Source organism: Winogradskyella jejuensis, assembly GCF_900129745.1.
GTDB classification, from domain to species: domain Bacteria; phylum Bacteroidota; class Bacteroidia; order Flavobacteriales; family Flavobacteriaceae; genus Winogradskyella; species Winogradskyella jejuensis.
Genome location: NZ_FQWS01000001.1, coordinates 326,516 through 339,451 on the forward strand (window position 1 = coordinate 326,516; position 12,936 = coordinate 339,451).

A 12,936-nucleotide genomic window follows, 5' to 3' on the forward strand; every position below is an offset into this window, starting at 1 on the left:
CATATGCATATCGACTTACCAGAAAAGCGTTACTATGGGATTGGAGAAGTTGCCAAAGCGTTTAATGTCAACACCTCTTTAATTCGTTTTTGGGAAAAAGAATTTGATGTTTTAAAACCAAAGAAAAATGCCAAAGGCAATCGTAAGTTTACACCAGAAGACATTAAAAATTTGAAATTTATTTACCATCTAGTAAAGGAACGTGGTTTTACGCTAGAAGGTGCTAAAACACATATAAAAGAAGAAAAGCAAGAAGCCTTAAATAACTTTGAAATCATAGCAAAACTCGAAGGTATTAAGGCGAAACTCATTAAAATAAAATCACAACTTTAAAATCAACCAATTATGAAAAAATGGATTGTACCTATAGTAATTATTGTACTTGTAGCGCTCTGGGCTATGAACGTAAACAATAAAGCAGTAGGTTTAGAAGAAACAGTAACGAAATCGTGGGCTAATGTAGAGAGCAGCTACCAAAGACGTAATGACCTTATTGGAAACTTGGTAAAAACTGTTCAAGGCGCTGCTGATTTTGAAAAAGGAACTTTAGAAGCGGTTATCAACGCTAGAGCTAAGGCAACTTCTATTAGCATAGACCCGAGTAATATAACACCCGAACAACTTGCTAAATTTAATGAAGTACAAGGCGGACTTTCTGGAGCTTTAAAAAGTTTATTAGTGACTGTTGAGCGTTATCCAGAATTAAAAGCCAACCAAAATTTCTTAGAATTACAAAGTCAACTGGAAGGAACAGAAAACAGGATTAATGTAGCAAGAGACAGATTCAACGAAGCTGTAGAACCTTACAACAAGTACGTTCGTACAATGCCAACAAAATTTGTTGCTGGCATGCTGGGATTTGACGAAAAAGGATACTACAAAGCTGACGCTGGAAGCGAAAACGCTCCAGATGTAGAGTTTGATTTTAAATAAGTTGAATAGATGTCCAACCTCGAAAATTTTCTAACTGCCTCAGAAGAAGAGGCTATTGTGGCTGCTATTCGTGATGCTGAAAAAGATACGTCTGGCGAAATTAGAGTACACATTGAGCAGAACTGTGATAATGATGTATATGAGCATGCCATGGAAGTTTTTCATTATCTAAAAATGGACAATACCAGAGAACAGAACGGTGTTTTAATATATGTGGCCGTAGACAAAAAAGCATTTGTTATCTATGGCGATAAAGGAATCAATAATGTGGTTGGTAAAGATTTCTGGAACACTACACGAGATACGATTGCTTCACACTTTAAAAATGGACAATTTGCTCTGGGATTAATTGAAGGCATTAAAAAAGCGGGAAAAGAATTATCTGAACATTTCCCTTGGTATCATGGCAATACGGATGAACTTGATAATACCATTTCTAAAGGATGATTTTCAGTAAGCAATATTCAGTATTCAGTTTGCAGTCATGCTTTGTTAGAAATTTGAAACTTTTAGTTCTATTTTTATTTCTATTTGGTTTTCAATTTGTTGAAGCCCAATACCAAATCCCTGATATTCCTAAATTTCAAACTAGTGTTTACGACTATGTTAATCTGCTTTCTGATGTTGAAAAAAATAATCTAGAACAGAAATTAGTCCGCTATTCTGATACAACTTCTACTCAAATTGTTCTAGTTACAATTCCCTCAACTCAAGGAGAGAACATCAATTATTTAGGTGCGCAATGGGGTGAGAAATGGGGTATTGGACAAAAAGACAAAGACAACGGTATTCTTATTCTATTAGCAAAAAACGATCGCAGGATTGCTATTATTACAGGCTATGGCGTTGAGCACTTATTAACAGACGCCATGAGCAGACGTATAATAGAGCGTGATATTATTCCTTATTTTAAACGTAATGACTATCCTGGAGGACTCAACCGTGGTGTTGATGCTATTTTTGAAGTTCTTACTGGTGCATACAAAGGTACTAGAAAGTCATCTTCTAGCGGAGCATTTCCTTTTGTATTCTTCTTTATTCTGTTTCTATTTTTTATCATTTTTATCATAGTTATTGCCAACATAAAAAACAAAGGTGGTGGTAACGGTGGCGGCAATTATCGCTCTGGTGGCGATAGCCTTTTAGAAGCTATTATCCTAAGCAATATGGGAAGAGGCAGCTACAAACGAGGCTCGTCTTCAGGAGGCTTTGGCGGTTTTGGCGGAAGCTCTGGTGGGAGTTTTGGCGGTGGCTTCGGTGGAGGTTTTGGTGGCGGAAGCTTTGGCGGTGGCGGTGCTTCTGGTGGATGGTAATCTAATCTAAAATAATAAAGCTATTAGAATCAGTTTTTCCCTTACTTCCTAGACTATTAAACTTCCAACTAAAACTCAACATAAAATATTGTTGCAACACAGTACTCTGCGAATCCTGAATATAATCTGCTGTAGCTATACGCCTTGCGTTGGTATTCTGGTTTAAAATATCATAAGCTTTTAATGTTAGAGTAGCCTTATCTTTCATAAAAGAATACGCTAATGTAGAATTCCAAAACCATGCAAATTTCTGAAATCCGGGTGCTACATTGGGATTATAATTATAGTTTAAGTCGTTGCGCCATTCTAGCCTTTTTGGAAAAAATGTAGCTATTCTAATTTTAAGATTATGGGTCAAAAATTCTTGATTCTCAAAGTCTACCAAGTCAAAACGTGTAATATTATATGACAAATCATAAGAAGGTGTTATCTCCATAATATCTTTCCATGTAAATGTGGCACCCAGTCTTGGCCCTAAATTGCTATTTTTTGAAGCGTATTGCACATCGTTATTAAAATTTATTCGTCTGTTAAGACTTCCATTAAAACCTAGATTGAGTTTTACGGTACGTAAAGAATCAATTTTATAAGATTTTCTATAGCTTCCTCCTCCACTGACTCTATAATTACCGTCAACATTATCATAGGTCGTCGTTCTTACAAAATTATCATCAACCGTAGTTCTTGTTACTATAGCATCTTGTGTAGCTGAAGCATTTAAATTAAAAAACATTCCAGTTCGTTTTTGAAAGTCGAAATTATTAAAGCCTATATAAATACTATAATCGTTTGACGGACTCAGATTAGGGTTACCAACCACAATATTCAAAGGATTTGACACATCTTGAAACGCTTGTAATTGTCTCAATTGTGGTGGTCTATTTCGTAAACTATAACCCGAATAAATTGAAGACTTATCACTAAAACGATAGTTAAGATTTCCATCGAATTCAACAGCATCAAAACGCTCTTTTGCACTAAATGTAGGTCGTAAAGCATCTTCATTTTCTAAAGTTCTAAACACATAACCCAGCTCAAAACTAACTCTAAATTTATCTTTACGATAACTTAAATCTAGACTTGGTGTGGTTCTAAGATTAGTGAATTCAAAATCCGAACTCAAGTCAGTGTTAAATAAATCGTATGCTTGTGATGTAGTATTAAAATCAAAGGTTGAATTTTCACTATTTCTAACTTCAGAGAGATGACTCAGCTTAGCATCTAAAAATAGTTTCTTTTCAATTAAAGGAATACGATACGTACTGCTTAGTCTATATCTACTAAAATCGGATTGATTGGTGATTTGTTGGTCACGTAAAATATCATTAACCGTAGGGTCGACAATCAATGTCTCTGAAAGCTGAAATTCTTCGCCATCGGTTTCACTAAATTCAGTCTCAAATGCAAACTTTAGAAAGCTTCCGTTTTTACCAAAACGCTTTGTAATATCCAAATCTGCTGAGATACGTCTCACTTCTGACTCCGAAAATGATTCAAAAGTGGACTCGTTAGTCATCACTTGATTCTCATCAAAAGTTTCATCAAAACGGTTATTGAAACTTTGATTTTTTACATAGCTAAATGATGGTCTAATGTTAATTAAAAATGTCGAATCTACCTCAACATCAAATTCTGTATTAAAACGATGGTTATCATTATCAGAAGTTTCTCTAGATGTCGAATTTGTAAAGAAACGTGCATCTGGTAAAATATTTTCGCGTTCTACACGGCTATCATTTTCTGAACTACTGCGTGAATAAAAATAATCAGAGGATACATCGAAACCTTTGGCTAATACATCTGCATAGTTCGCACCAGCATTTCTTGAGGTGATAATACCTTGACCACCGCCGCCAAAAGAACGTCCATTTATAGAAAATGCACCATTACTATTAACACTAACAGAAGATATATTACCGCCCAGCATCTTTTCAATTTCGCCAAAACTAAAATTAGGAGAGTTTATATTGTTTCCACCTCCCAAGACACTTATGCGCCTATCATTATCAAAATAGTTTAATAGCCCTGCAAACTCATTTCGTTTATCTGTACCAATACCCGCAGACAAACGTCCAAATACGCCTTTGTTGTTCTCTTCTTTTATGGTAAGATTTATAGTTTTGTTTTGGTCATCCCCTTTTTCTCCTGCAAAAGCTTCAGCTTTTGTTTTTGTATCTGTAATCTGAACTTTATCAATTATCTCTTTAGTAAGATTTCTTGTTGTAATTGTAGGGTCATCACCAAAGAAAGGCTTTCCGTTTACCAAAATTTTATTTACTGGTTTTCCATTTACGGTAATCTCCCCACTAGCATCTACCTCAACACCAGGTAACTTTTTTAAAAGGTCTTCTACATTGGCATCTTTTTTTGTTTTAAATGATGCTACATTAAACTCTAATGTATCCTTCTTTACAGTTATAGGCGGTGTTGCTTTAATAACAACTTCATCTAATGCGTTGTCATCAACCTGCAATGAAATTGCCTCTAAATTTATATTCTCTTTGTCTATAGCTATCTTTTTCAAATAGGTTGAATAGCCTACGTACGAAATAAATAAATTCAGAAAATCATCATAGGTCTTATCCTGTAAAGAGAATCTCCCGTCCTTGTCTGTTATGGTATACGTTACTAAACTGCTATCCTTAACACGTTGCAAATAAACTGTTGCAGACTCTAATGGTAGTTTTGTGTCTCCTGCATTTATAGAACCTTTTATATTGAAAGACTTTTGCTGGGAAAAAATTGTGATTGAAAAAAGTAAGGCAAAAAGAACTAAAATTCGTTTCATGTGATTGATTGATTAACTCTCAATATTATAACTATTTTTATAGTTATTAAACTACACCTATAGTTTTAACTTAATTATAACATAGGATTACACTCACAAATCTAATATAGAATTGTATGAAAAGTCTTAACTTAACATTAAATAGTACGAATTAGTGTTAACGCTTCAAAGCAAAATGCTTAGTAAAAGTGCGTCCGTCTTGAAGACTTACCAAAAACCAATAATCATCCGAAGGCATATATTTTCCATTGTAAGTGCCATCCCAGAAAGGATTTTGTGCAGAAAGCTCTGTCAATAATTTTCCATGACGGTTAAAAATCTGAACTCTTGAATTAGCTAAGAACTCTTCATTAAAACCATCTATAGTCCAAAAATCGTTATTAGCATCTCCATTAGGTGTAAAGAATTTTGGAAACCCTATAACAGGAAAAGATTCTAAGACTGTACCACAACCATTTTTGTCTCTAACAAAAACCGTTTGAATACCAGAACTCACATTTTCAAACACGTTAAAATCTTGAAAAGGTCCCACTTCAGAGGTCAGCGAAAATTCGTAATCACCATCACCAGAAACCTCTACTGTAACCATATTATTTTCAACGCCATCAATAACATCTATACTAACAAATTCTGCAGTATTAGAAGCCACAACCTCAATATTTCTTCTATTTGTGCAACCATCAACCTCAGTAACATCTACCCAGTAACTTCCGGGCTGATTGACTTCAATAAGTATAGTGGTTTCATCCGTTGACCAGTTGTAATAAAAGTTGTTTGGAATACCACTTACAACGCCGCTATCTAAAATAATTTTAGAAGGAAACGTGTTCAAGCAGTAAATAACTTTTTCGTCTGGTAGTAATTCTGGAAGTGGTTTTACTTCAAGATTAACTTCAAAAATTCCTAAACAAGCTAAACCATCATTGACTTTTACAAAAATTGTTTCTGTATTAATTGTGGAGTTTGTGTAGTTGTTAGAAAATTGATTTGTATTCAACAAGGCATCATTAAAGGTTGGAAAAAATGATGTCTGAGCTGTAACGGGAAAACCCATTAAAATCTCTCCATCCAAATCTGAAAGATTAAACTCTGTAAAACCATCTTCTTCTTCATCGTCGCATATCGACAAATCAAAAGTTTCACTTGCTGGCAATGAGACAATTAATGTAACTTCTGCCACCGAAGAACATCCGGTAGTTGGATTAACAACTTGAGCATATACAACTTGATTATTAGATAGGTTTGTGTAACTAGAGCCATTATAAATAGGGATTGTTAATTGGTCATCTTCAAAAAAAGAAACAACACTAGTAGTACTCCCATCAGCAATAGAACCTCTGTATATATCTAAATTAAAAACTGAAATACCATCGGCAGAGGCATCGTCGCATTGCTGTATGGTTATATCATTGGCTTCTGGGGCTGGATCTATGGTAACAGTTAGTGGAACTCTACTTCCATCTCCACAACCCATAAATGTTGCTGATATCCAAAAAACTGCTGTTTCTGTGTAAGTTGTTGAGTATGTATTTCCTGTGTTTACAATATTTGTTGACGAGACACCATCGTACCAAATAACATTATCTGTGTTTGTAGTTAACGTTAATGCAATTTCATCTCCAGAACAACCAGATGCATTATTAAAAGAGAGTTGAGGCATATTAATACGAGTTGCCGCAGATAAATTAATATCTGGGTCTCCAGGTAATCCTCCAAATTCTACAATATAACCTTGAGGATGATATGGCCCATTAACATCAGGGTCTCCAGCTAAAGGCAAATCATTCCAAGAGCCTAATATACCAACACTTGGGTCTGTAATATGAGCATAATCTTCTCCTCCAGCTCCAAAATTATTAGGTTCTCCTGTATTCCAAAATGAAAACTCTCCATTAATTGGACTAAATGTTGATTGATTAAAAAACTCGGTTCCAGCTTCAGGACCAGTAACCCATTTCCAAATACCTTCAGTTTCTTCATCAGTAGCTCCTATCCAACCTGCGCCTGCTGCTTGTTCTCCAGCTAATTGCGCTTCTTCGGGAGTCGTAATAGTTGCCAGATAACCTTGTAGACCAAAATAATCTCTTGTCGCTGCTTCTGCTCTAGCGTCTGCCCATGTAATTCCAAAACTTGCAATATAGAAGTAGTAATGGTCTGTTGATGGTAGATAATTAGCATTTCCCAAATTTATAGAAAAGCTTCTATCAGAAGAAAAAATGGTTTGAGTTGTACTAAATTCTATATCTAGAATTGCAGCCTCAAATTCGGCAAAAGTTGCCGGACCACTTAGCACCAATTGTCCTTCAGTCTGCTGCCAAACTGCAGTTATATTTGGGTGTAACCCTGTAAGATTTAATACATCGAAACCAGAGACATAGCCTTCTGAAATCTGAACAAAAATTTCGTCTAAAGTGGTATCCGTTACATCTGGGTCTGTAATACTAACTGTACTCACAATTGGCATTGGTACACCAACACAGTAGTTTTGGTCTCCTGTTGCTGTAATCTCAGGTGGTAAATCTTGAGCATTTAGAATTATTGACCCTATAAAAATTAATAATAGGGCAAGTAAAGATTTCAATTTTATCATAGCCCCGTAAAAATACTATTTTTTACGCATGTATACACTTACTGGCACACCATGAAAATCAAATGTCTCGCGCAGTTTATTTTCAAGATAACGTTTGTAAGGTTCTCTAACATATTGTGGAAGGTTACAGAAAAATGCAAACTGCGGTTGTGGTGTTGGCAATTGCATGATGTATTTTATCTTCACAAACTTTCCTTTGTAAGCTGGTGGCGGATAATTCTCTATGATTGGCAATAAAGTATCGTTTAAAACACTTGTCTTAATTCGCTTAGTTCTGTTTTTATAAACCTCTACTGCAGTTTCAATAGCCTTATAAATTCGCTGCTTATTTAATACTGAAATAAAAACAATAGGCACATCTGTAAGTGGCTCTATTTGCTTACGAATGTAAGTTTCAAATTCTTTAGCAGTTTTGGTCTCTTTTTCTACCAAATCCCATTTATTGACAAGGATGACGATGCCTTTTCGATTGCGCTCTGCCAACCAAAAAATATTTTGTACTTGACCATCGAAGCCACGAGTGGCATCTAACACTAAAAGACATACATCTGAATGCTCGATAGCTCTAACACTTCGCATGACTGAATAGAATTCTAAATCTTCCTTTACCTTAGATTTACGACGAATCCCAGCAGTATCTACTAGGTTAAACTCAAAACCAAAACGGTTGTATTTTGTATCTATAGAATCGCGCGTTGTACCAGCAATGTCAGTAACGATATATCTATCTTCACCAATTAGTGCATTGATAAAAGACGATTTTCCGGCATTTGGTCTACCAACTACGGCGAATCTTGGTAAAGCTTCTACTTCTTCTTCCTCTTCTTTTTCTGGTAATGCTTCAACAACAGCATCTAACAAATCACCTGTTCCACTTCCATTGATGCTAGCAATGGTATAATAATCACCGAGTCCTAAAGAATAAAATTCTACAGCATCTTCGGCACGTTTGTTATTATCTACTTTATTGACAACGAGGAAAACGGGTTTTTTAACTTTTCTGAGTAGTTGTGCTACATCTTCGTCCATTCCTGTAACACCACTTTCAACATCTACCATAAAAATGATGGCATCTGCTTCGTCAATAGCTAATTCTACTTGCTTGTCTATTTCAGCTTCAAAAACATCATCACTACCAACCACATATCCGCCGGTATCGATAAGGGAAAATTCCTTACCATTCCAATCACTTTTTCCGTAATGTCTATCTCTGGTTACACCGCTAACGGCATCTACAATGGCTTCTCGGCGCTGTATTAATCTGTTGAAGAAAGTTGATTTACCTACATTAGGACGCCCAACAATGGCTACTATATTACTCATAATGAACTAATTTACTCTGCATTACGTATCCCGTAAGCGGGTGCAAAGATAGCATTATATATTTAAGAAAATGTTTAATTTAGAAGCTACTATACAATTATGTCATTATCTAACGAAATAGTATTACGCCCGCGCTTTAAGTTTGATGTAGAAGCAACTAACGAAAAACTGCTAAGTGGGTTTGAAGAGCAAAAAATAAAGCAGTCTGACTTTGTCGTTACCCGATTAGATGACCATGTTTTTATACGCTTCCCAAAGCATGAACAGCATTATTGGTCACCTCAATTACATTTAGAAATAAATGAGAAAGACAAAACACATGCTACCATTTATGGGCTTTTTGGCCCTAACCCAACCATTTGGACCATGTTTATGTTTCTTCATTTTGTAGTTGCTGGATTATTTATTGCTACTGGTATTTGGGCTTATACCAATATGACTTTAGGAAACTCCTATGCTATACCACTTTTTTTAACGCTATTTATGGTGGTAGTTTGGTTTGCTCTCTACTTTATCGGACGAATGGGAAAAGCCAAAGGGAAGCCTGACATGTATAAGCTACATGCTTTTATGAGAGATACCCTACATTCTGAAGGTATACATTCAATCTAAATAGATTAGAATTTATTTCTGGTTATAACCAAAACGTCTTAGTTGCTGCTGGTTGCTGCGCCAATTTTTATTCACCTTTACATACAGCTCTAAATGCACTTGCTTACCAAAGAATTGCTCTAAATCTTTTCGAGCTTCCATGCCAACGCGTTTTAATGCCGAACCTTTGTGCCCAATAATAATGCCTTTTTGGGTTTCGCGTTCAACCATTATAACTGAACGAATTCTTATGATATTTTCTTCTTCAAAAAATTCTTCAGTATCTACTTCAACCGCATACGGTATTTCTTTTTTGTAGTGTAAAAGAATTTTTTCGCGAATAGCTTCGTTGACAAAAAAACGTTCTGGTTTATCGGTCAATTGGTCTTTAGGATAAAATGCTGGCGACTCTGGTAAAAGCTCCACAATTCTATCAAAAACGTTCTGCACATTAAATCCGTTTAAGGCAGAAATTGGATAAAACTCCGCATTAGGCACTTTCTCTTGCCAAAGCTGTGCTTGTTCTTCTAATTGTTCTTGATTTGAATTATCAATTTTATTAAGTAGCAGTAAAACCGGAATTTTAGAATTGGTAATTTTTTTGAAAAATGCCTCATCTTTTAATTCTTTTTCGCCAATTTCAACCATATAAATTAGCACATCAGCATCTTCGAAAGCAGACTTTACAAAATCCATCATCGAAGACTGTAGCTCATAAGCGGGTTTTATAATTCCTGGCGTGTCACTTAAAATTACCTGAAAATCATCACCATTAACAATACCTAAAATACGGTGTCGTGTCGTTTGCGCTTTTGAGGTAATAATAGAAAGTTTCTCCCCAATAAAGGCATTCATCAAGGTTGATTTCCCAACATTAGGATTACCAATAATATTTACAAAACCTGCTTTATGCATAAATTATATTTTTTGCAAAGTTACGACCTTGGTTTGTTTATTCCTCTATCGTACATCACAATACTTCCTGCTACTGAAACATTAAGGCTTAGTTGCGACTTAAATTTTACTAAAAAATGACTCTTTTCTATGACTTGGTTAGACAAACCATGGTCTTCTGCACCTAATAAATAAACACAGCGTCGCGGATGATGAAAGGTCTCTAAATCTTCTGCTTTATCGGTAAGTTCTACACCAACTATACGAGCACCTTTTGGGAGATTATTAAAGAACTCTTCAAACGTTTCATAATGAAAATACGGCATCGATTTTACAGCATTATGTGTGTCACTAGCTTGTTTAGCGTAGCGATTACCTATGGTGAATATAAAACTAGCTCCTAAGTTTTGAGCTGAACGCCAAAGGACGCCTAAATTTTCGGGTGTTTTTCCGTTTTGAATACCAATACCAAAGAATTCGTTTGTAAAGTTGTCATTCATACTGCAAAAATATGATTATTTTGGAAGTGCTTTAACTGAAATGAAATGTCACCTCGAGCGCTCCCGAAGTTTCGGGATGAGAGGTCTTTTCTAAATTAATAATTTAAAGAGGTTTCGACTGCGCTCAACCAGACAAATTGCAAAAATGTCACACTTTAAAAGAGATTTAAATAAAGAACAATTACTTGGCGAATACCTCGACACAGTTTATAATAGTCTGAATTTACATTTTGTACGAAATGAAGATATAAATCTTCAGCATCGAGGCGTCGATTTGCTTTTCCCAGATAGAGAAGGCATTTATATTGATGAAAAAGCGCAACTAGATTATCTGAATAAAAGTCTTCCGACTTTTACGTTTGAATTGTCTTATCTAAAAAATGGTGAGCAGAAATTAGGTTGGCTTTTGGATGAAAGTAAACTCACCACACATTATTTTCTAATAACAGGAATTTACGTTGAAAATGAAACCGACTTATCTAAAGGTTTTAAAAGCTGTACCATCACAAGTGTAAACCGGAAAAAGCTATTGATTTACTTAGAATCAAAAGGGTTATCGAAGAATCGATTACTTCAATATGACACAGATTTTAGAGGCTTTGAAGACAAAAAACTAAAAAACGAGATTGAAGAATTAAACCCAAAAACTGAAGGTTTGCTCTATTTCTCGCCTCAGCTTGCAGAACAACCTATTAATCTTCAGCTTCGGTTAAAACATTTAATAGAGGTTGGTGTAGCTAAACAGATTTTCCCTTTAAAATAGTATTAAAGAGTGTCACTCCAATTTTTTCAACAACGCCAACAACCAAGGCATTCCCCATAAAAAAAGCACGTTTGGTATCTGTGACACCTTCTAGTTGGGTATGATTATCAGGAAACATATTTAAACGTTCTAACTCCACGGGAGTTAATCGGCGATAGCCTTTTTTTGTCTTAATGACATGTTTAAAACGTGATGCCGATTTTCCGCCTTCACCAGTAATAATGGTTCTAGAAGCATTGTCTAAAGCGTCAGGGAAAATCATTGCCCCTTCGGCATAATTGTATTTATAACCATCTTTTGTTTCTCGGATTTCTTTTTTGGCGCCTTTAAGGTAATTCCACTTATCTAGTTCTTCTTTAGAAATGTAAAATTCCTCAGGAACCTCGTTATCTGAAACTAAAACGTCTTTCAATGTAGTTCGCTTTCCATCAAAATCGGCTTTGGTTTTTACAGTATAAATCTCATCATTGATGTAAAGTCCGCTATTATTAAAAGGCGATGATTTTCCGCCTAAATTAAAGGTATCTGAAGTGGTTTTTACGTCATCTTTAAGCTGAAATTTATAATCATCTTTTTCGAATGTAATAGGAAAACTTTTGGCTAAAATACCATCGTTAAAAATCCAATCTTCAGCATCAGACGCTTTCAAATTATCATAAAGTTCAGTTCCTTTTAAATATGCTAAAATGAATACGCGACGTCTACGCTGTGGCATTCCATAATCGGCAGCATTAATAACGCGCCACTCCACAGCATACCCCAAATCTGACAAACTTTTAAGCATAATAGCAAAGTCTCGTCCGCGCTGTTTAGATGGCGATTTTAATAGTCTATCGACGTTTTCTAAGAAGAGGTATTTCGGTTTGGTTTTACTTTCATTTAAGATGCGATAAATCTCCCACCAAAGCACACCTTTTTTACCTTGAAGACCTTTTGAGTTTTTAAGCGTTGTGGCTACAGAATAATCTTGGCAAGGAAAACCACCGACTAGTAAATCGTGCTCAGGAATCTGAGAAACTGGTACTTTGGCAATGTCTTCATTAGAATGATTTTTCTTCCCAAATCTAGCCTCGTAAACCTCGGAAGCATGTTGTCGCTTTGTAGAAGGTTCCCATTGGTTACTCCAAACAACTTTAACTTGCAAGTCAGACGCTTTTTGGTTGTGTTTTTCTAACCCAAGTCTAAAACCGCCAACGCCGGCAAAGAGTTCTACAACTTTAACTATTTTTTGGCTCATTCTG

The 12,936-nt window shown here is 35.5% G+C and carries 12 protein-coding genes; 6 read left to right on the plus strand and 6 right to left on the minus strand.

Annotation, left to right across the window (positions count from 1 at the left end):
• Positions 1 to 3: 3 nt before the first annotated feature.
• The 4 genes from BUB95_RS01610 to BUB95_RS01625 are packed head-to-tail and all read left to right on the plus strand — an operon-like array spanning position 4 to position 2,246.
• Positions 4 to 333, plus strand: a complete 330-nt coding sequence (locus BUB95_RS01610) for a MerR family transcriptional regulator (protein WP_073082135.1) — start codon at positions 4 to 6, stop codon at positions 331 to 333.
• Positions 334 to 345: 12 nt separating this feature from the next.
• Positions 346 to 933, plus strand: a complete 588-nt coding sequence (locus tag BUB95_RS01615) for a LemA family protein (RefSeq protein WP_073082138.1) — start codon at positions 346 to 348, stop codon at positions 931 to 933.
• A 9-nt stretch (positions 934 to 942) separates the two neighbouring features.
• Positions 943 to 1,380, plus strand: a complete 438-nt coding sequence (locus tag BUB95_RS01620) for a TPM domain-containing protein (RefSeq protein ID WP_073082141.1) — start codon at positions 943 to 945, stop codon at positions 1,378 to 1,380.
• On the plus strand, positions 1,377 to 2,246 hold the full coding sequence (locus BUB95_RS01625) for a TPM domain-containing protein (RefSeq protein WP_073082143.1): 870 nt from the start codon (positions 1,377 to 1,379) through the stop codon (positions 2,244 to 2,246). Before BUB95_RS01620 ends, BUB95_RS01625 begins: the two co-directional genes overlap by 4 nt.
• A gap of 1 nt (position 2,247) precedes the next feature.
• Here BUB95_RS01625 and BUB95_RS01630 read toward each other — a convergent pair whose 3' ends face one another.
• The 3 genes from BUB95_RS01630 to der form a co-directional block, all read right to left on the minus strand.
• Positions 2,248 to 5,034, minus strand: a complete 2,787-nt coding sequence (locus BUB95_RS01630) for an outer membrane beta-barrel protein (protein ID WP_073082146.1) — start codon at positions 5,032 to 5,034, stop codon at positions 2,248 to 2,250.
• Positions 5,035 to 5,191: 157 nt separating this feature from the next.
• Positions 5,192 to 7,615 (minus strand): T9SS type B sorting domain-containing protein, encoded by a 2,424-nt coding sequence (locus BUB95_RS01635; RefSeq protein WP_234969227.1) that lies wholly within the window; start codon positions 7,613 to 7,615, stop codon positions 5,192 to 5,194.
• A gap of 24 nt (positions 7,616 to 7,639) precedes the next feature.
• A complete protein-coding gene (der, locus tag BUB95_RS01640) occupies positions 7,640 to 8,947 on the minus strand; it encodes a ribosome biogenesis GTPase Der (RefSeq protein WP_073082152.1) in 1,308 nt (435 codons plus the stop codon).
• A gap of 99 nt (positions 8,948 to 9,046) precedes the next feature.
• Between der and BUB95_RS01645 the strand changes: the two genes are divergently transcribed.
• Positions 9,047 to 9,559: a GTP-binding protein gene (locus tag BUB95_RS01645; RefSeq protein WP_073082155.1), complete on the plus strand. Its 513-nt coding sequence runs from the start codon at positions 9,047 to 9,049 to the stop codon at positions 9,557 to 9,559.
• 12 nt (positions 9,560 to 9,571) lie between these two features.
• On the opposite strand, the gene era is transcribed toward BUB95_RS01645, so the two are convergent.
• Entirely contained in the window at positions 9,572 to 10,453 is an 882-nt protein-coding gene (era, locus tag BUB95_RS01650) for a GTPase Era (protein WP_073082158.1), read from the minus strand.
• A gap of 20 nt (positions 10,454 to 10,473) precedes the next feature.
• Positions 10,474 to 10,932 (minus strand): RNA methyltransferase, encoded by a 459-nt coding sequence (locus BUB95_RS01655; RefSeq protein ID WP_073082161.1) that lies wholly within the window; start codon positions 10,930 to 10,932, stop codon positions 10,474 to 10,476.
• Between the two features lie 145 nt (positions 10,933 to 11,077).
• Between BUB95_RS01655 and BUB95_RS01660 the strand changes: the two genes are divergently transcribed.
• The gene (locus BUB95_RS01660) at positions 11,078 to 11,695 is read left to right on the plus strand and encodes a hypothetical protein (protein WP_073082164.1); all 618 of its coding nucleotides are present in this window, start codon (positions 11,078 to 11,080) and stop codon (positions 11,693 to 11,695) included.
• Here the strand turns inward: BUB95_RS01660 and dcm are convergent.
• A complete protein-coding gene (gene dcm, locus BUB95_RS01665; RefSeq protein ID WP_073082167.1) occupies positions 11,670 to 12,932 on the minus strand; it encodes a DNA (cytosine-5-)-methyltransferase in 1,263 nt (420 codons plus the stop codon). The two genes, BUB95_RS01660 and dcm, sit on opposite strands and share 26 nt — an antisense overlap.
• Positions 12,933 to 12,936: the final 4 nt, after the last annotated feature.